Here is an 18367-nt window from a genome sequence, read left to right on the forward strand (position 1 = left end):
TGCGCTGGTCGTCGTTATCCTGGCAATTGTCGCCTATTATGTTTTTGGAAGACGTAGCGAGGCACCTGCGCCTGCCGAACCGCCCGCAGCCAGCACACCGGCTCCCGCCCCAGCGCCGGCCGAGCCGATGAAACCAGCCGAACCAGCTCCTGCGCCAGCTCCGGCAACACCCGCTCCGGCTCCGGCTCCGGCCCCTGCGCCCGCCCCGGCCCCGGCCCCGGCACCAGCACCAGCGCCGGCACCGGCTCAGTGATCAGACTGCTGATTTAATATATGAACGGTCCGCTGAAAGGCGGGCCGTTTTTTTGAGAGCAGCCGTCGATGCTCTGAGCTGCGATTAGCCATGGGCCAACTTCATCTTCGTCATCCAGCGCGGAGCAGGAGCGAAGCGACATCGCGGAGACCCTGGAATCCATCTGCGGTTGAGAATGGAAGCCGTCTGTGGTGATCCTTCGCGCCCCTCTCTGTCCTGCCGGACATCTCCCCAGTTGGGGCCACTTGGGGGAGATTGGCTATTTCGCCAATCGCCACCGTCGCCTGCGATTCAACCGCTCAGATATGGATCGGCTTGAAGAACGTCGCCAATGCCGCCTCCTTTACCGCTTCCGACATTGTTGGATGGGCGTGACAGGTGCGGGCTAGGTCTTCCGACGAGCCGCCAAATTCCATCAGCACGGCCGCCTCGTGGATCATCTCGCCGGCGCCGAAGCCGACGATGTGGACGCCGAGTACACGGTCGCTGGCCTTGTCGGCAAGGATTTTCACAAAGCCGTCGGTGTGCAGCATGGCGCGCGCGCGGCCATTGGCGCTGAACGGGAATTTTCCGGCCTTGTAGTCGATGCCGGCCTTCTTCAATTCTTCTTCGGTCTTGCCGATCGTGGCGATTTCCGGCGTGGTGTAGACGACGCTCGGAATCACGTCATAGTTCACATGACCGGCCTGGCCGGCGATGGTCTCGGCCACCGCCACGCCCTCGTCTTCGGCCTTGTGGGCAAGCATCGGCCCGGCGATGACATCGCCGATGGCGTAGATGCCGGGCACGTTGGTCCTGAGATGGCCGTCGGTCTTGACCCGGCCGCGCTCGTCGACGTCGACGCCGGCCTCCTTCAGCCCGAGAGCGTCCGAATAGGCCCGTCGTCCCGTCGCAATGAGCACCGCGTCCGCCTCGATCGTCTCAGCTGCTCCGCCCTTGACCGGCTCGAAGGTAACCGTCGCCCCCTTCTTTGCCTTGGCGACGCCGGTCACCTTGGCGCTCAGCCTGAATTCAAAGCCCTGCTTCGACAGCAGGCGCTGGAACTGCTTGGAGACCTCGCCATCCATGCCGCCCAGGATGGTGTCGAGGAACTCGACCACGGTGACCTTGGCGCCGAGCCGCGCCCATACCGAGCCGAGCTCCAGACCGATGACACCACCGCCGACCACCACCAGATGGCCCGGCACCTTGTCCAGCGACAGCGCGCCGGTCGACGAGACGATCACCTTCTCATCGAAATCGACCTTGACGCCGGGAATGCCGGCGACGTCGGAGCCGGTGGCGATGACGATGTTCTTGGTCTCGATCTCCTCGACCTTGCCGTCATCGGAGGTCACCGACACCTTGCCGGCCGCAACCACCTTGCCGGTGCCACGAAAACTGTCGATCTTGTTCTTCTTGAACAGGAAGGCGACGCCATTGACGTTGGCCGTCACCGTCGCATCCTTGTGTGCCATCATCTTCCCAAGGTTGAGCTTGGGCGCGCCGATCTCGACGCCGAGCGCCTCGAAGGAATGGCCGGCCTCGGCAAACATCTCGGAGGCATGCAGCAGCGCCTTTGACGGGATGCAGCCGATGTTGAGGCAGGTACCGCCGAAGGTCGGGTTCTTTTCGACCACCGCCGTCTTCAGACCGAGCTGCGCCGCCTTGATGGCGCAGACATAGCCGCCTGGTCCCGATCCGATGATAACGACGTCATAGGCCATGATACTGTCCCTTTTGCTTTAGCGGCCGCCGCCGATTTCCAGATTGGCGCCGGTTGCGTAGGACGCCTCGTCCGACAGCAGCCAGAGAATTGCGGCTGCGACTTCCTCGGCGGTGCCGACGCGCTGCATGGGCACCACCTTGCGCATTCTCTCGACGCGGTCCGGCTGCCCGCCGGAGGCATGAATTTCGGTGTCGATGATGCCCGGGCTGACCGCGTTGACACGAATGCCTTCGCCGGCCACTTCGCGCGCAAGCCCGATGGTGAAGGAATCGACCGCGCCCTTGGAGGCGGCGTAGTCGACATATTGACCCGGCCCGCCAAGCCTTGCCGCGATCGAAGAAACATTGGCGATGGCACCACCCTTGCCGCCATGCCTGGTCGACATCCGCTTCACCGCCTCGCGGGCGCAAAGCATCGGCGCGATCACATTGATGCGCATCATGCGCTCCAGCCTCGCAGCGCTCAGCTCGTCGACGCGCGCGCTCTGGTCGACCACGCCGGCATTGTTGACGAGCGCGTCGAGCCGACCGAAACGGGCATCGACAGCCTCGAACATGGCCAACACGTCCGTCTCGCTGCCGACATCGCCCTTGACCGCAAAGGCTTCTCCGCCAGCAGCCTCGATGTCGGCGACCACCGTTTCGGCGGCTTTTGCATTCGACATGTAATTGACCGCAATACGATAGCCGGCCCTGGCGGCAAGCCTGCATGTAGCGGCGCCGATGCCGCGGCTGCCGCCGGTCACCAGCAGGATCTTTCCGCTCGCGCTCATTCCTGACATCCTTTCAGGGCAAAGACGTCCCAGGGCACCTTGGAAAAGCCGTTGGCGCCGTAGGCCGCCGACATCTGCAACGACGCTCCCAGATCGGGCAGGATCAGCTTCTTCGGCGCATCCTTTCCTTCGCCCGGCAGCAACGCGATATTGCCCTGGTCGTCGGCAGTGTAGATGACGCCCTCCCACACGGTGCAGGCGGCGAGCTCGTCGCCGGTGACGTCGCCGGCCGGGCATTTGTACATCAGCGAGCCATGCGGCCGCGCCGCGCTCTCGGTCCACATGACGATGCCGTCGAGCACGACGCCCTTGTCGAGCACCATCTTGAAGCTGTTGGTGACGGCGGCCGACTCGCCGGTCGGCCTGAAATCGATCTCGGCGGCGTTTTCAGGATCGCCATAGACGGCGAGCTCGAGCGGGCAGGCGGCGTGCGCGGCGGAGACCGTCTGCACGCCGACTGCGCAGATTGTGACAAACAAACCGGACCGGAAACGAGACGAACTCATCCGGCGGCGCAGATCCATGCTCCGGCTCACGTCGGCCGCCCCTAGAGGTCGAGCACCAGCCGCTCAGGATCCTCCAGGCTTTCCTTGACCCGCACCAGGAAGGTCACCGCTTCCTTGCCGTCGACGATGCGGTGGTCGTAGGACAGCGCCAGATACATCATCGGCCGGATGACGATCTGGCCGCCGACCACCACTGGCCGCTCCTGGATCTTGTGCATGCCCAAAATGCCCGACTGCGGCGCATTGAGGATCGGCGTCGACATCAGCGACCCGTAAACACCACCGTTGGAAATCGTGAACGTGCCGCCTTGCATATCGGCGACGGAGAGCTTGCCGTCGCGCGCCGCAAGCCCCAGCCTGCCGATGTCCTTCTCGATTTCGGCGATGGACATCTGGTCGGCATTGCGCACAACCGGCACGACAAGGCCTTTCTCTGTACCGACGGCAACGCCGATATGAGCGTAGTTCTTGAAGATGATGTCGGTGCCGTCGATCTCGGCATTGACCGACGGGATCTCTTTCAGCGCATGGGTGACGGCCTTGGTGAAGAAGCCCATGAAGCCGAGCTTCACGCCGTGCTTCTTCTCGAACACGTCCTTGTATTTGCCCCTCAGCGCCATCACCGCGCTCATGTCGACCTCGTTGAAGGTGGTCAGCATGGCGGCGGTCGATTGCGCTTCCTTGAGGCGGCGCGCGATGGTCTGGCGCAGCTTGGTCATGCGCACGCGCTCCTCGCGCGACGCATCGTCGGCCGGGGACGGCGCGCGCGCGGCAACGGGTGCCGGTACAGGCGCTGCCTTCGGCATTTCGGCCGGCTGCGACGGCGCGCCCCTGGCGATAAGGTCGAGCACGTCGCCTTTCAGCACCTGGCCGCGCTTGCCCGAGCCCGATACCTGGTCGACCGCGAGATTGTGCTCGGCCAGCAGCTTTGCCGCCGACGGCGCCGGCGGCATTGTGCGCGTCTCGATCGCGCCGGCGTCGCCGGCGATCTTGGCCGTCTCGGCAGCGGCCTGCTTGACGCTCGAGGCTGCGGTGGGAGCCGAAGCCTGCGATACCGCATCCTGTTTGTCCGCCGGAGCGGCGGCGGCATTGGCTGCCGCGCCGGCGCCCGCCGAAATCGTGCCGAGCAGTGCGCCGACGCCGACCGTCTCGCCTTCCTTGACGGCGATCTCGGCGAGCGTGCCCGCGGCGGCGGCCGGCACTTCCACCGTCACCTTGTCGGTTTCGAGCTCAACCAGCGGCTCATCGGCGGCGATCGCGTCGCCGACCTTCTTGAACCATTTGCCGATGGTCGCCTCGGTGACGGATTCACCAAGTGTCGGGACGCGGATTTCGGTTGCCATTGTGCCTGTCCGTTTCTTTCGGTTCTGTTCTATTCACCAAGCGCGTCGTCGAGCAAGGCGGCAAGCTGGGCGAGATGCTTCGACATCAATCCGGTCGCCGGCGAGGCGGCGGCTGGCCGGCCTGTATAGCGCACCCGCTGATGCTTGGCGTCGATATGCGCCAGCACCCATTCGAGATACGGGTCGATGAACGACCATGCGCCCATGTTCTTGGGCTCCTCCTGGCACCACACCATCTCGGCATTGCGAAAGCGCGACAGTTCGGTGATCAGCGCCTTGGCCGGGAACGGATAGAGCTGCTCGACGCGCAGCAAATAGATGTCGTTGATGCCGCGCTTCTCGCGCTCTTCGTAGAGGTCGTAATAGACCTTGCCCGAACAGAGCACGACACGGCGGATTTTCGAATCCTTGGTGAGCTTGATGGCCTGGCCTGACAGCAGCTGCGCGTCGTCCCACAACAGCCGGTGAAAGGCGCTTTCGCCCGACATTTCCGGCAGCGTCGATACCGCCCGCTTGTGGCGCAGCAGCGACTTCGGCGTCATCAGGATCAGCGGCTTACGGAAGTCCCGCTTCAATTGCCGGCGCAAGATGTGGAAGTAATTGGCCGGCGTCGTGACGTTGGCGACCTGCATGTTGTCTTCGGCACAAAGCTGCAGGAAGCGCTCGAGCCGGGCCGACGAATGCTCCGGCCCCTGGCCTTCATAGCCATGCGGCAGCAGGCAGACGAGGCCCGACATTCTGAGCCATTTGCGCTCGCCCGACGAGATGAACTGGTCGAACACCACCTGGGCGCCGTTGGCGAAGTCGCCGAACTGCGCTTCCCACAGCGTCAGCGCCTTCGGCTCGGCCAGCGAGTAGCCATATTCGAAGCCGAGCACGGCCTCTTCCGACAGCATCGAGTTGATGACCTCGAAGCCGGCCTGCGCAGCCGACAGATTGTTGAGCGGAATGTAGCGTGTCTCGTCGCGCTGGTCGTAGAGCACGGAATGGCGCTGCGAGAAGGTGCCGCGCTCCGAATCCTGTCCGGACAGCCGGATCGGATTGCCGTCGAGCAGGATGGCGCCGAAGGCCAGCGCCTCGGCCGTCGACCAGTCGATGCCTTCGCCGGACTCGATCGCCTGGCGGCGGTTGTCGAGGAAGCGGATGATCGTCCTGTGCGCCTCGAAATCCTTCGGCACCTCGGTCAGTTTCTTGCCGATCTCCTTCAGCATCTTGACCGGCACGGCGGTCTTGCCGCGCCGCTGTTCGTCCTGGTTGTCGGCCGAGCGCAGGCCGGACCACGCGCCGTCCAGCCAGTCCGCCTTGTTCGGCTTGTAATGCTGGCCCACCTCGAATTCCTGCTCGAGATGCGCCCGCCAATCGGCCTTCATCTTTTCGAACTCGGCCTGGGTGATGTGGCCTTCGGAAATCAGCCGGTCGGCATAGATCTGCACCGTCGTCTTCTGGTTGCGGATCTTGCGATACATGATCGGTTGGGTGAAGGCGGGCTCGTCGCCCTCATTGTGGCCGAAGCGGCGGTAGCAGAACATGTCCACCACGACAGGCTTGTGGAACTTCATGCGGAATTCGATCGCCACCTTGGTCGCATGGACCACGGCTTCCGGATCGTCGCCATTGACGTGGAAGATCGGCGCCTCGATCATCTTGGCCACGTCGGACGGATAGGGCGACGAGCGCGAGAAGCGCGGGTTGGTGGTGAAGCCGATCTGGTTGTTGATGATGAAATGCAGCGTGCCGGCGACGCGGTGGCCGCGCAGGCCCGACAGGCCGAGGATTTCGGCAATCACGCCCTGGCCGGCAAAGGCGGCGTCGCCATGCAGCAGCAAGGGCAGCACCTTAGCACGCTCTTCCAGCGGCACGATCTCCTCGCGGCTGCGGCCGAACAGATAGTCCTGTTTGGCGCGCGCCTTGCCCATCACCACCGGGTCGACGATTTCCAGATGCGAGGGATTGGCGGTCAGCGACAGATGCACCTTGTTGCCGTCGAACTCGCGATCCGACGAGGCACCGAGATGGTACTTCACGTCGCCCGAGCCCTCGACCTCGTCGGGCGCGGCGGAGCCGCCCTTGAACTCATGGAAAATGGCGCGGTGCGGCTTGGCCATCACCTGCGACAGCACGTTCAGCCGGCCGCGATGCGCCATGCCGAGCACGATCTCCTTCATGCCGAGCTGGCCGCCGCGCTTGATGATCTGCTCCAGCGCCGGGATCAGCGACTCGCCGCCATCGAGGCCGAAGCGCTTGGTGCCCTTGTACTTGACATCGATGAATTGCTCGAAGCCTTCCGCCTCGACAAGCTTCTGCAGGATCGCCTTCTTGCCGGCGGCGGTGAAGGAGATCTCCTTGTCGGTGCCCTCGATGCGCGCCTGGATCCAGGCCTTCTCCTCGGGATCGGAAATATGCATGAATTCGACGCCGAGCGTCGAGCAATAGGTCCGGGTCAGGATATCGAGCATCTGCCGGATGGTGCCGAATTCCAGCCCGAGCACATTGTCGAGGAAGATCGGCCGGTCGTAATCGGCTTCGGTGAAGCCGTAATTCTCCGGCGACAGCTCGTTATAATCCTCGAGCGGCTTGGCAATGCCCAGCGGATCGAGATTGGCGTGCAAATGGCCGCGCATGCGGAAGGCGCGGATCATCATGATGGCGCGGACGGAATCGCGCGTCGCCTGATGCACGTCGGCGTCGGAAAGCGCTGCGCCGTTGCCGACCGCCCTGTCCTTGACCTTTTTTTCGATGTGCTTTTCGACCAGGCCCCAATTGCCGTCCAGCGCCGAGACCAGCTCGCCATTGGCCTGCATCGGCCAGGAGGGCTTGGCCCAAGAGGCGCCCTTGGCGTTCCTGCGCACGTCGCCGGCGTCATCCTTCAGCGCCGCGAAGAAGTCCTGCCATTCGGGATCGACCGACGCGGGATCGTCCTCATAGGCGGCATAGAGCGCGTCGATGTAATCGGCATTGCCGCCATAGAGGAAAGAGGTAAGCGAAAATTGGTCGTTGGCCTGATCTTGTCTTGCCATGTCACTGTCGAAGCCTTTGCTTCGTCTCCTTTGTTGGAGGGGAGTAAGGGAATAGGGGAGTAAGGGAGTAGGGCAAATGCCCTCGTCTTGTTCCCTACTCCCCTATTCCCGCACTCCCTTACTCCCCTAACCCTTGATCGCCTCGACCAGCGTCGTGCCGAGCCGGGCCGGCGACGGCGAAACCTTGATGCCGGCCGATTCCATCGCCGCGATCTTGTCTTCCGCGCCGCCCTTGCCGCCGGAGATGACCGCGCCCGCATGGCCCATGGTGCGGCCCGCCGGCGCGGTGCGCCCGGCGATGAAGCCGGCCATCGGCTTGCTGCGGCCGCGCTTTGCCTCGTCCTTGAGGAATTGCGCGGCGTCTTCCTCGGCCGAACCGCCGATTTCACCGATCATGATGATCGACTTGGTCTCGTCGTCGGCGAGGAACATCTCCAGCACGTCGATGAACTCCGTGCCTTTGACCGGGTCGCCGCCGATGCCGACGGCGGTGGTCTGGCCGAGGCCGACATTGGTGGTCTGGAACACCGCCTCATAGGTAAGCGTTCCCGAGCGGGAAACAACGCCGACCGAGCCCTTGCGGAAGATGTTGCCGGGCATGATGCCTATCTTGCATTCGTCGGGGGTCAGCACGCCGGGGCAGTTCGGCCCGATCAGCCGCGACGTCGAACGGTCGAGCCTCGCCTTGACCTTGATCATGTCCATCACCGGTATGCCCTCGGTGATGCAGACGATCAGCGGGATCTCGGCCTCGATCGCTTCCAGGATCGCTTCGGCAGCACCCGCCGGCGGCACGTAGACGACCGAAGCGTTGGCGCCGGTCCTGGCCTTGCCTTCGGCTACGGTGGCGAAGATCGGAAGCGTCTCGCCCTTGGCGCCGGTCCAGGTTTCGCCGCCCTTCTTGGGGTGGATGCCGCCGACCATCTTTGTGCCGTGATAGGCGAGCGCCTGTTCAGTGTGAAACGTGCCGGTCTTGCCGGTCAGGCCCTGCACCAGCACCTTGGTGTTCTTGTCGACGAGAATGGACATCGGAGCCCTTTTCTAAAAACCGTTGATCGAGGAAGGCGAGACGCGCCGATAGACGCCGCTCACCATGTCTTGCCAGCCATCGCCGCCGGCAGGTTTGAAATGCAGTCGCATGCGGAAGGCATCGGCATTGTCGAAAATATAAGTCACATGCGCGGAGCCGCGCTGCGACGACCGCTCCAGAACCAGCTCCGTGCCGTTCCAGCTGCCTTTGGCCGGCGACATCGGCACGAAACCCATCGAATCGAACTGGTGCATGGTGACGATTTTGTTTTGCTGGTCGAAGCCGAACACGCTGTACGCGCCGAACGAAACCGTGCCGTCGCGGCGCTGGCGATAGCGCTGCACTACGAACAGGCCGCCGAACTGTGCCTCTGCCAGTATTTCCGAACTCGCTGTTCCGGCATCGGCCCATTTCGTGGCCGACACCTCTTCCTCGCCGCGCCACGCTCCGACCAGCGCCCGCAGGCGCTGGTGATCGGCCGAGAGTGAGGAGAAGGGCGCAGCGTTCATGGTCAGAGCCGCTTGAGATCGGCGACGGTGAGGTCGCTCTTAGCGTTGCCGGTGTTGAGCGTCGTCGCCGGCTCGAACATCAGCACGACAGGCTCCTCGCTCAGTGAGCGCGGACGGTGCTCGACGGCGCGCGGCACAACGATGAACTCGCCGCTGCCAAGCTCAACCGTGCCGTCGCGGAAATCGATGGCGATGCGGCCGCGCAGCACCAGGAATGCTTCGTCTTCATTGTCATGCGCGTGCCAGTCGAAGACATCGCCGAACTTGGCGATCTTGACCTGGCTGTCGTTCACGTCGCCGGCGATATGCGGATCGAAGACCTTCTTGATCTTCTGATCCGCCGCCTCGACGAGGTTTATCTTGTGCGGAGGCATCGCCTATCGACCTCTGACTCGCTCTGTTCTCACTGGATAATCCGAAACAGCAACAGGAGGCCCACCAAGAAGAGAATGACGCTCACGCCAAGATGCACCCCAAGGTCAAGCGATCTTGGAAGAACAATTCTGAACGAGGTGTGGCGGCGCATCTTTTCCGACATCTTTCTCCGCTCGGGAAAGGCCCACAGTCCGCCGATACCCATGGCAATCATAAATATTGACCATATTGGATGGGCAAACGGAGCGTTTTCCAAATGCTCAGCCCTTCACCGCCGCGACAATCTTCTTGGCTGCGTCATCGAGGTCATCGGCCGACACCACGTTTAGCCCGCTGTCGTTGATGATCTTCTTGCCGAGCTCGGCATTGGTGCCTTCCAGCCGCACCACCAGCGGCACCTGCAGGCCGACCTCCTTGACTGCTGCGATGACGCCCTCGGCGATGATGTCGCATTTCATGATGCCGCCGAAGATGTTGATCAGAATGCCTTTGACCGCCGGATCCTTGGTGATGATCTTGAACGCCGCCGTCACCTTTTCTTTCGACGCGCCGCCGCCGACATCGAGGAAGTTGGCGGGCTCGGCGCCATAAAGCTTGATGATGTCCATCGTTGCCATGGCGAGGCCGGCGCCGTTGACCATGCAGCCGATATTGCCGTCGAGCGCGACATAGGCGAGGTCGTATTTCGACGCCTCGATCTCCTTCTCGTCCTCTTCGGTGGTGTCGCGCAATTCGAGCACGTCCGGGTGGCGAAACAGCGCATTGTTGTCGAACGACACTTTGGCGTCGAGAACGCGCAGCCGGCCGCTCCTCATGACGATCAAAGGGTTGACCTCGAGCAGGCTCATGTCCTTCTCGACAAACGCCTTGTAGAGGATGGGGAACAGCGTCGCGCCATCCTTGGCGGCGTCGCCGTCGAGCTTCAGCGCCGCGTTGAGCTTCCTCACATCGTCCGCAGTCACGCCCTTTTCCGGGTCGATGGCGACGGTGATGATCTTTTCCGGCGTGTCGTGGGCGACCGCCTCGATGTCCATGCCGCCCTCGGTCGAGACGACGAAGGCGACGCGCCCGACCGAGCGGTCGACCAGGATCGACAGATAGAGCTCGCGCTCGATGTCGGCGCCGTCCTCGATATAGAGCCGGTTGACCTGCTTGCCGGCCGGGCCGGTCTGCTTGGTGACCAGCGTATGGCCGAGCATCTCCTCGGCGTTGGCGACGACCTCGGCCACCGACTTCGCCAGCCTGACGCCGCCCTTGGCATCGGGCCCGAGCTCCCTGAACTTGCCCTTGCCGCGGCCGCCGGCATGGATCTGGCTCTTGACCACATAGAGTGGGCCGGGCAGCGCCTTGGCGGCAGCTTCCGCCTCGCTCGCCTTGAACACCGGCACGCCCTCGGCCACGGGTGCGCCAAAGCCTTTCAGCAGCGCCTTGCCCTGATATTCATGGATGTTCATGCGCTATGTCTCCAGCTTGCTTGGCGGGCTTGGTTACCGGCTTACTTGGCCGCGAGATGCGGAGCGATCTTGACGCAGGCGTCGCACAGGCCCTGCACCGCCGCGACCGAATTGTCGAACATCTTCTGCTCGCTCTTCGCGAGCTCGATCTCGATGATCCGCTCGACGCCGCCGGCGCCGATTACCACGGGAACGCCGACATAGGTGTTCTTGACGCCATATTGGCCGGAGAGGTACGCCGCACAGGGCAGCACCCGCTTCTTGTCCTTGAGATAGGCTTCGGCCATGGCGATGGCCGAGGCGGCCGGCGCATAAAAGGCAGAGCCGGTCTTGAGCAGGCCGACGATCTCGGCGCCGCCGTCGCGGGTGCGTTGCACGATCTGGTCGAGCCGCTCTTTCGAGGTCCAGCCCATCTTGATGAGGTCGGGCAGCGGGATGCCGGCAACCGTCGAATAGCGGATCATCGGCACCATGGAATCGCCATGGCCGCCGAGCACGAAGGCGGTGACGTCCTCGACCGAGACCTTGAATTCCTCGGCCAGGAAATAACGAAAGCGCGAACTGTCGAGCACGCCGGCCATGCCGACGACATGGCTCTTGGGCAGGCCGGAAAACTTCTGCAGCGCCCAGACCATGGCGTCGAGCGGATTGGTGATGCAGATGACGAAGGCTTTCGGCGCGTATTTCTTGAGGCCGGCGCCGACCTGCTCCATCACCTTCAGATTGATGCCTAGAAGATCGTCGCGGCTCATGCCGGGCTTACGCGGCACGCCGGCGGTGACGATGCAGACATCGGCGCCCTCGATGCCGGCATAGTCGTTGACGCCGGTCAGCCTCGAGTCGAACCCATCGACCGGCGACGACTGCGCGATGTCCAGTCCCTTGCCTTGGGGGATGCCTTCGGCGATATCGAACAGCACGACGTCGCCGAGATCCTTGAGGCCGACCATGTGGGCGAGGGTGCCGCCGATCATGCCCGAGCCGATGAGCGCTATCTTGTTGCGTGCCATGTCAGGATGTTTTCCCTTTGACTATGACGGCGCCCAAATCCTTGACGATTTGATGACGGCGTCGGAGGAAGAGGCCGGAATGCTGCGGAACCGCGAAATTCGCCGCACGAAATAGCCCCGGCCGCACAAAAATTCAAACGATTATTTTGGAGTGAGTAATTTCAATCGGTTAGAAACAATGGGAATTACGTAAATGTCAAAATTCTGAAGCCGACTAGAGGAATTCTACACAATGGCAGTGGAAATCAGAAGGCCGTTTCCTGGCGATGACGCCCTTGTGATGCGGGTTGCCGACGAAGTCTTCGACGAGCCGGTCAGGCCGGATCGGCTCTCCGCCTATCTCGCGGGGCCCGGTCATTTCATGGTCGTGAACCTCGCCGACGGCATCGTCGTTGGCCAATGCGCAGCCGTCATCCACCGCCACCCGGACAAGGTGAGCGAACTCTACATAGACGAGGTCGGCGTGGCGCCGGCCTTTCAACGCCTAGGCATTGCGACGAGGATGCTCGGCGCCATGCTGGCACGCGGTCGCGAGCATGGCTGTGAGGAGGCGTGGGTCGGCACCGACCCGGACAATGTTGCTGCTCGCGCACTTTACGAGTCGCGAAAAGAGCCGCATGGACCGGCGGAGGGGTTCGTCATGTATGTTTATCGGTTATAGCCGGCGGCAGCGACCCCTTCTGTACTATCCCTCACGCCTGAGCCTGCCGTGCCTCGGTCGATGATCCCTGCGCCCCCTGCCTCTCCGCCCAGTTCTCCAGCCAGTCGTGGCTCTGCATCTCGATCAGCCGCGATGCGGTGCGCTCGAACTCGAAGACTTCGTTGCCGCGCTTGGCCGTATAGAGCTGCGCCGGCGGTGCCGCGGCGCTCAGCACCAGCCGTACATGATGATCGTAGAGCGTATCGACCAGCAGGATGAAGCGCTTGGCTTCGTTGCGCTTGCCTTCGCCGAGCACCGGCACACGGTCGATGAAAATGGTCGAGAAACGGCTGGCAATGGCAAGATAGTCGCGGGCGCCGAGCGGCCTCTCGCAGAGATCGGCGAAGGAAAACCGCGCCGCCTCGCCGGCAGAACGCGGCACCACGACGTGCCGGCCCTTCACCGTCAGCATCGTCTCGGCCGTCGGCCTGCCATGCGTCATCACCGCCCACGCGTCGTCGAGCGCATGGTCGGCGGCGGCATCGGCCGCGGTGATGTAGACCGGCATGCGGCTGAGCTTGTCGAGGCGGTAGTCTTTATCGGCGTCCAGCGCCAGCACCTGCGCGTGGCGCTCCAGGATAGCGACAAACGGCAAAAACAACTGACGGTTCAGGCCGTCGCGGTAGAGATCCTGCGGCGCGACATTGGAAGTGGCAACCAGCACCACGCCATTGGCAAACAACGCCGAAAACAACCTTGACAGGATCATCGCATCGGCGATGTCGGTGACGGAGAACTCGTCGAAGCATAGCACCCAGGCTTCCTCGGCCAGCGCGCGCGCCACCGGCGGGATCGGATCGTCCTCCTTGGCCGTGCCGTTCTTGCGAGCCTGTCGGTGCTTCTGGATGCGGTCCTGCACGTCGGCCATGAAGTCGTTGAAATGCACCCGGCGCTTGCGCCGCACCGGCAGCAGCTCGAAAAACATGTCCATCAGCATGGTCTTGCCGCGGCCGACGCCGCCATGGATATAAAGGCCCTTGACCGCCTCGTGCACCTCGCGCTTGCGGGCGAACAACCACCCCAGCGCGCTTGATTTCTGCGCCAGCCGCTTTGCCGATATCTCTTCGATCAGCCGGTCGAGCGCAGCGGCGATCCGCTCCTGCGCCGGATCGCGCCCGATGGCGCCCGTCTCGACCAGATGGTCATAGCGCTGCTTGACGGTCGCATGAGTCTGGAGGCCGTCACGCAGATGCATTGGTCACGTCGTTCCGGAGCAATTCCAAGAAAAGTGTGCAGCGGTTTTCTGTCCGGAATTGCGTAAAAAACAAAAGAGAGCAATTCCAAGAAAAGTGTGTAACGGTTTTCCGTCCGGAATTGCGTAACAATGAGGGCCGTTTTCTTACCTTGTAAGCGAGATCGGCAGGCCGTTGGAAGTCTGGCCGTCGAATTTCTCGCCGCCTGAGGAATAAAGCCGTGCCAGCGTGCCGCCATTCTCGTCGTAGAGCGTCAGTTGCTTGCCGGCGACGTTCCAGGATTTGATGCCATCGAGCGGCGCCGGGCAATGCAGCGGTCCGGCGCGGTAGCCCGACCCGAATTTGGTCTGCGGCGTCGCCACCTGACAGCTCTGGCCGGACACGCTTGCCTTCCAAACACCGGCGACGCTGGACGCGGTCAGGTCGGCCGCACCGGCCGGCGCGGTCCCGTCGGGCGGCAGCGAGGCGACCTGCGTGTTCTGCGGCGCGGTCGGAAATTTCGACGGGTCGGCCGGGCCGGGTGTCGCCGGTGGCGGCAGCTGGTTTGCAGTCACCTTGCCGGCGGGCGCAGCTTCCAGCGGCGCCGGCTGCTGCTCGTCCATCGATGTGAACCGTGAGGTTGAACAGCCGCTCGCAACGAGCACGGCCAACGATACGGCCAGCGGGCCGGTTTTCGAAAATTTCATTCTTCAACCTCCGTCGGATCGGGCTGGGGATGCCGTCCGCGCAATGTCCCCCTCACCAAGATGGAGAAGGTGGCGAAATTTCAACCCGATATGGTTAAAATACGGTTTGCGCCGGTAATGTTGCAAATTTGTCGCAAAATTCACATTGCCTGAAATTGCGTTACGCCTTGGCCGTTTGGCCGACACCTGCGGTTGATTTCGATACGGCGCGCTGGCGCCAAATCCCTGGCGTTCACCTCAAATGCTTGTGCGGGCCGGCGCCGGCATTATCTCTTGGCGATCAGCAAACTGCAGGGAGCCGATTTCTTGGCCGCGAGAAAGAGAGCCGCCAACCGCTATTACAGCGGGCCGCCCAGCGATCATTTCGACGGCACCTTGTTCTTCAATCCCGACGGACGGCCGCCCGGTCGCTTTGCCGATCTGTTGAAATGGCAATTGAGCCGCGAGCGCTCGAAATGGCCGGCGGCGGATCCGAGCCCGTTTCCACCGGCAAGACCGGTCGAGCGCATCGATGGTTCTGCGCTGCGCCTCACCATGGTCGGTCATTCCTCGCTGCTCGTCCAGACAGCCGGCCTGAACATCCTGACCGACCCGGTCTGGTCGCGACGCGTCTCGCCGCTCTCCTTCGCCGGTCCGAAACGCGTCAATCCGCCGGGCATCGCGTTTTCGCATTTGCCGCCGATCGACCTCGTGCTGGTCAGCCACAACCATTACGACCATCTCGACCTCGCCACGCTGAAGCGCCTGAAGACAAGACACGACCCGCTGCTGCTGACGCCGCTCGGCAACGACACGATCATCGGCGCTGCCGTGCCCCGTATGAGGCTTTCCGCGCATGACTGGGGCGACCGGGTCGATATCGGCGATGGCGTCGCCGTCCATGTCGAGCCGGTGCACCACTGGTCGGCCCGCGGTACTCGCGACCGGCGCATGGCGCTGTGGGCGGGTTTCGTCGTCGAGACACCCGACGCAAAGATCTATTTCGCCGGCGATACCGGCTTCCACGGTGGCATCAATTACCGGCTGATGGCGCAAAAGCACGGCGGCTTCCGCCTCGCCATCCTGCCGATCGGCGCCTATGAGCCGCGCTGGTTCATGGCGCCACATCACCAGGATCCGGAGGAGGCGGTGCAAGGCATGCTTTTGTGCAACGCCGCCTATGCAGCCGGCTGTCACTGGGGCACGTTCCGGCTCACCAACGAGCCGATCGACGAGCCGCCCAGAAAGCTCGGCGAAGCGCTCGATGCTGCCGGCCTGCTGCGGCAACGTTTTCGCGCCTTGCGGCCGGGCGAAGTCTGGGACGTGCCGGCGGTCTAGCGCGGCGGAACCTAAGGCATCACATAGACGTTTGTAGGTGTTCAAACCTGTCGCCTGCGCGAGGTGTCTCTCATGATCAGGTGGATCATCATTCTTTTGATTATCGCGGCCGCGGCGAGCCTGCTCGGCATGCCGGCACTGGCCGGAGCCGCCGCCACCGGCGCGCGCATCCTCATCGGCATCGTGCTGATCATCTTCCTGCTGATCGTGCTTGGCGTCTTCGCGGTGACTTGAAAATCACGCCGCGCTGGTAATTTCTGCCGCTATCCGCCATATAGGCGCCAAACCGGCAAGAGACCTTTCGATCGATGGCAAGCGCGGCCCCTTTCGCCAAGATGAACGGCATCGGCAACGAAATCATCGTTGCCGATATGCGTGGCCGTGCCGATCGCGTGACGCCTGCGGCAGCCGTCGCGCTTAATGCCGATGCGGCGACCAGGTTCGACCAGATCATGGCGATCCACGACCCCAGGACGCCGGGCACCGCCTTTTTCATCGACATCTTGAATTCCGACGGAACCAGGGCGCAAGCCTGCGGCAACGGCATGCGTTGTGTCGTCCAGGCGCTCGCCGCCGAGACCGGCCAGAAGACATTTGCCTTTGAAACAGTCGCCGGCATCCTCAATGCCGAGGAACATGCCGACGGAATGATCTCGGTCGACATGGGCAGGCCGCGCTTTGGCTGGCAGGACATCCCGCTGGCCGAGGAATTCCGCGACACCCGCATGATCGAGCTGCAGATCGGCCCGATCGATGCTCCGGTGCTGCATTCGCCGTCGGTCGTCTCGATGGGCAATCCGCACGCCATCTTCTGGGTCGACCGCGACGTCTGGTCGTACGAGCTCGAGCGCTTCGGCCCGCTGCTCGAAAACCACCCGATCTTCCCCGAGCGCGCCAACATCACCATCGCGCAGGTGACCTCGCCGGAGACCATGGCCATCCGCACCTGGGAGCGCGGCGCCGGCCTGACCAAGGCCTGCGGCACGGCTGCTTGCGCCGCTGTGGTCGCCGCGTCCCGCACCCGGCGTACCGGCCGCGGCGTCACGCTGATGACGCCCGGCGGCGGCTCGCTGCATGTTTTGTGGCGCGACGACGACCACGTCATCCTCACCGGTGCCGCCGAATGGGAATTTTCCGGCAGCTTCGATCCGTCGACCGGGGCGTGGGCGCGCGACACCGAAAGCGCCGCCTGATGGCTCCTCTTGGCAACAAGGGTATCGAGGTCGTCACCTTCGGCTGCCGGCTGAACACCTATGAATCCGAGGTGATGCGGCGTGAAGCCGAAAGTGCGGGCCTCGGCGGCCTCGAAGGCGGTGCCATCATCTTCAACACCTGCGCCGTCACCGGCGAGGCTGTACGCCAGGCCAAGCAGTCGATCAGAAAAGCCCGCCGTGAGAACCCGGCCGCCCGCATCATCGTCACCGGCTGCGCCGCGCAGACCGGCCCGCAGGATTTCGTCGCCATGGACGAGGTCGATCTCGTCCTCGGCAATGAGGAAAAGCTGAAGGCGCATTCCTATCGCGCGCTGCCGGATTTCGGCGTCAACGACACTGAGAAGGCGCGCGTCAACGATATCTTTTCGGTGCGCGAGACGGCCGCCCACATGGTCGACGCCATCGAGGGCCGGGCGCGCGCCTTTGTCCAGGTGCAGAACGGCTGCGACCACCGCTGCACCTTCTGCATCATTCCCTACGGTCGCGGCAATTCGCGCTCGGTGCCGATGGGCGCCGTGGTCGAGCAGATCAAGCGACTCGTCGGCAATGGTTATGCCGAGATCGTGCTGACGGGCGTCGACATGACCAGTTTTGGCGCCGATCTGCCGGGCGCACCGAAGCTCGGCAAATTGGTCAAGACCATCCTGAAGCAGGTGCCAGACGTGAAACGCCTGCGGCTTTCCTCGATCGACTCGATCGAAGCCGACGACGATCTGCTGGACGCCATCGCCACCGAGCCGAGGCTGATGCCGCATCTGCATCTGTCGCTGCAATCGGGTGACGACATGATCCTGAAGCGGATGAAGCGCCGGCACAGCCGCGACCAGTCGATCCGCTTTTGCGAGGATGTGCGCAAACTGCGCCCGGGCATTGTTTTTGGCGCCGACATCATCGCCGGCTTCCCGACCGAGACGGACGCCATGTTCGAAAACTCGCTGGAGATCGTCGAGGAATGCGGCCTGACGCATCTCCACGTCTTCCCGTTTTCGCCGCGCCAGGGCACGCCCGCCGCGCGCATGCCGCAGCTCCGCCGCGACGTCGTCAAGCAACGCGCGGCACGCCTGCGCGCCGCCGGCGAGGCCGCCTATCGCCGCCATCTTACCTCGCTCGCTGGAACGCATCAGTCGATCCTGGTCGAGCGTGACGGCCTTGGCCGCACCGAAGGGTTTACGCTGGCCGCGGTCTCTGCCGGCGCTCCGGGCGACATTGTCGAGGCTGATATCGCCGGCCATGACGGTATCCGACTGATCGCCGCGCCGCTTGCCGCCCGCGCCGCCTGA

At 63.4% G+C, this 18367-nt stretch carries 17 protein-coding genes; 5 read left to right on the forward strand and 12 right to left on the reverse strand.

What is annotated here, in order from left to right; translation table 11 throughout:
- Window positions 1-552: 552 nt before the first annotated feature.
- The 10 genes from lpdA to mdh form a co-directional block, all read right to left on the reverse strand.
- Window positions 553-1959, reverse strand: coding sequence for a dihydrolipoyl dehydrogenase (gene lpdA, locus NKI41_RS23285; protein ID WP_352685331.1), 1407 nt, complete (start codon window positions 1957-1959; stop codon window positions 553-555).
- 18 nt (window positions 1960-1977) lie between these two features.
- Window positions 1978-2733 (reverse strand): SDR family oxidoreductase, encoded by a 756-nt coding sequence (locus NKI41_RS23290; RefSeq protein WP_352685332.1) that lies wholly within the window; start codon window positions 2731-2733, stop codon window positions 1978-1980.
- Window positions 2730-3185 carry a hypothetical protein gene (locus tag NKI41_RS23295; RefSeq protein ID WP_502901234.1) on the reverse strand — a complete coding sequence of 152 codons (456 nt, stop codon included), beginning with the start codon at window positions 3183-3185 and terminating at the stop codon, window positions 2730-2732. The genes NKI41_RS23290 and NKI41_RS23295 overlap by 4 nt, the downstream gene beginning before the upstream one ends.
- A 95-nt stretch (window positions 3186-3280) precedes the next feature.
- Window positions 3281-4582 carry a 2-oxoglutarate dehydrogenase complex dihydrolipoyllysine-residue succinyltransferase gene (gene odhB, locus NKI41_RS23300; RefSeq protein WP_352470805.1) on the reverse strand — a complete coding sequence of 434 codons (1302 nt, stop codon included), beginning with the start codon at window positions 4580-4582 and terminating at the stop codon, window positions 3281-3283.
- Window positions 4583-4611: 29 nt separating this feature from the next.
- Entirely contained in the window at window positions 4612-7599 is a 2988-nt protein-coding gene (locus NKI41_RS23305) for a 2-oxoglutarate dehydrogenase E1 component (protein WP_352615459.1), read from the reverse strand.
- A gap of 126 nt (window positions 7600-7725) precedes the next feature.
- Entirely contained in the window at window positions 7726-8628 is a 903-nt protein-coding gene (gene sucD, locus NKI41_RS23310; RefSeq protein WP_352685334.1) for a succinate--CoA ligase subunit alpha, read from the reverse strand.
- Between the two features lie 12 nt (window positions 8629-8640).
- Window positions 8641-9138 (reverse strand): DUF1579 family protein, encoded by a 498-nt coding sequence (locus NKI41_RS23315; RefSeq protein ID WP_352685335.1) that lies wholly within the window; start codon window positions 9136-9138, stop codon window positions 8641-8643.
- A 2-nt stretch (window positions 9139-9140) separates the two neighbouring features.
- A complete protein-coding gene (locus NKI41_RS23320) occupies window positions 9141-9512 on the reverse strand; it encodes a cupin domain-containing protein (RefSeq protein WP_352540826.1) in 372 nt (123 codons plus the stop codon).
- Between the two features lie 261 nt (window positions 9513-9773).
- A complete protein-coding gene (gene sucC / locus NKI41_RS23325; protein ID WP_352685336.1) occupies window positions 9774-10967 on the reverse strand; it encodes an ADP-forming succinate--CoA ligase subunit beta in 1194 nt (397 codons plus the stop codon).
- A gap of 41 nt (window positions 10968-11008) precedes the next feature.
- Complete coding sequence (gene mdh / locus NKI41_RS23330) at window positions 11009-11977, reverse strand: malate dehydrogenase (RefSeq protein ID WP_352456335.1); 969 nt, start codon at window positions 11975-11977, stop codon at window positions 11009-11011.
- A 232-nt stretch (window positions 11978-12209) separates the two neighbouring features.
- Between mdh and NKI41_RS23335 the strand changes: the two genes are divergently transcribed.
- Window positions 12210-12638 carry a GNAT family N-acetyltransferase gene (locus NKI41_RS23335; RefSeq protein WP_352685337.1) on the forward strand — a complete coding sequence of 143 codons (429 nt, stop codon included), beginning with the start codon at window positions 12210-12212 and terminating at the stop codon, window positions 12636-12638.
- A gap of 31 nt (window positions 12639-12669) precedes the next feature.
- Here NKI41_RS23335 and zapE read toward each other — a convergent pair whose 3' ends face one another.
- Both zapE and NKI41_RS23345 read right to left on the reverse strand, forming a co-directional pair.
- Window positions 12670-13872, reverse strand: a complete 1203-nt coding sequence (gene zapE / locus NKI41_RS23340) for a cell division protein ZapE (protein ID WP_352685338.1) — start codon at window positions 13870-13872, stop codon at window positions 12670-12672.
- Between the two features lie 144 nt (window positions 13873-14016).
- A complete protein-coding gene (locus NKI41_RS23345; protein ID WP_352540820.1) occupies window positions 14017-14556 on the reverse strand; it encodes a protease inhibitor Inh/omp19 family protein in 540 nt (179 codons plus the stop codon).
- A gap of 306 nt (window positions 14557-14862) precedes the next feature.
- Between NKI41_RS23345 and NKI41_RS23350 the strand changes: the two genes are divergently transcribed.
- The 4 genes from NKI41_RS23350 to mtaB all read left to right on the forward strand — a co-directional run bounded on the left by NKI41_RS23350 (window position 14863) and on the right by mtaB (window position 18367).
- The gene (locus NKI41_RS23350) at window positions 14863-15873 is read left to right on the forward strand and encodes an MBL fold metallo-hydrolase (RefSeq protein ID WP_352685339.1); all 1011 of its coding nucleotides are present in this window, start codon (window positions 14863-14865) and stop codon (window positions 15871-15873) included.
- A 72-nt stretch (window positions 15874-15945) separates the two neighbouring features.
- Window positions 15946-16107, forward strand: a complete 162-nt coding sequence (locus NKI41_RS23355) for a DUF1328 family protein (RefSeq protein ID WP_031195454.1) — start codon at window positions 15946-15948, stop codon at window positions 16105-16107.
- A 74-nt stretch (window positions 16108-16181) separates the two neighbouring features.
- On the forward strand, window positions 16182-17066 hold the full coding sequence (dapF, locus tag NKI41_RS23360; protein ID WP_352470815.1) for a diaminopimelate epimerase: 885 nt from the start codon (window positions 16182-16184) through the stop codon (window positions 17064-17066).
- Complete coding sequence (mtaB, locus tag NKI41_RS23365; RefSeq protein WP_352685340.1) at window positions 17066-18367, forward strand: tRNA (N(6)-L-threonylcarbamoyladenosine(37)-C(2))-methylthiotransferase MtaB; 1302 nt, start codon at window positions 17066-17068, stop codon at window positions 18365-18367. The genes dapF and mtaB overlap by 1 nt, the downstream gene beginning before the upstream one ends.

It is taken from the genome of Mesorhizobium sp. M0601, from assembly GCF_040320845.1.
Lineage (GTDB): Bacteria > Pseudomonadota > Alphaproteobacteria > Rhizobiales > Rhizobiaceae > Mesorhizobium.

What these genes read in the sequence shown, in the direction of transcription:
- lpdA (WP_352685331.1), bottom strand. Translation starts at nt 1,959, where the DNA reads ATGGCCTATGACGTCGTTATCATCGGATCGGGACCAGGCGGCTATGTC.
- NKI41_RS23290 (WP_352685332.1), bottom strand. Translation starts at nt 2,733, where the DNA reads ATGAGCGCGAGCGGAAAGATCCTGCTGGTGACCGGCGGCAGCCGCGGC.
- odhB (WP_352470805.1), bottom strand. Translation starts at nt 4,582, where the DNA reads ATGGCAACCGAAATCCGCGTCCCGACACTTGGTGAATCCGTCACCGAG.
- NKI41_RS23305 (WP_352615459.1), bottom strand. Translation starts at nt 7,599, where the DNA reads ATGGCAAGACAAGATCAGGCCAACGACCAATTTTCGCTTACCTCTTTC.
- sucD (WP_352685334.1), bottom strand. Translation starts at nt 8,628, where the DNA reads ATGTCCATTCTCGTCGACAAGAACACCAAGGTGCTGGTGCAGGGCCTG.
- NKI41_RS23315 (WP_352685335.1), bottom strand. Translation starts at nt 9,138, where the DNA reads ATGAACGCTGCGCCCTTCTCCTCACTCTCGGCCGATCACCAGCGCCTG.
- NKI41_RS23320 (WP_352540826.1), bottom strand. Translation starts at nt 9,512, where the DNA reads ATGCCTCCGCACAAGATAAACCTCGTCGAGGCGGCGGATCAGAAGATC.
- sucC (WP_352685336.1), bottom strand. Translation starts at nt 10,967, where the DNA reads ATGAACATCCATGAATATCAGGGCAAGGCGCTGCTGAAAGGCTTTGGC.
- mdh (WP_352456335.1), bottom strand. Translation starts at nt 11,977, where the DNA reads ATGGCACGCAACAAGATAGCGCTCATCGGCTCGGGCATGATCGGCGGC.
- NKI41_RS23335 (WP_352685337.1), top strand. Translation starts at nt 12,210, where the DNA reads ATGGCAGTGGAAATCAGAAGGCCGTTTCCTGGCGATGACGCCCTTGTG.
- zapE (WP_352685338.1), bottom strand. Translation starts at nt 13,872, where the DNA reads ATGCATCTGCGTGACGGCCTCCAGACTCATGCGACCGTCAAGCAGCGC.
- NKI41_RS23345 (WP_352540820.1), bottom strand. Translation starts at nt 14,556, where the DNA reads ATGAAATTTTCGAAAACCGGCCCGCTGGCCGTATCGTTGGCCGTGCTC.
- NKI41_RS23355 (WP_031195454.1), top strand. Translation starts at nt 15,946, where the DNA reads ATGATCAGGTGGATCATCATTCTTTTGATTATCGCGGCCGCGGCGAGC.
- dapF (WP_352470815.1), top strand. Translation starts at nt 16,182, where the DNA reads ATGGCAAGCGCGGCCCCTTTCGCCAAGATGAACGGCATCGGCAACGAA.
- mtaB (WP_352685340.1), top strand. Translation starts at nt 17,066, where the DNA reads ATGGCTCCTCTTGGCAACAAGGGTATCGAGGTCGTCACCTTCGGCTGC.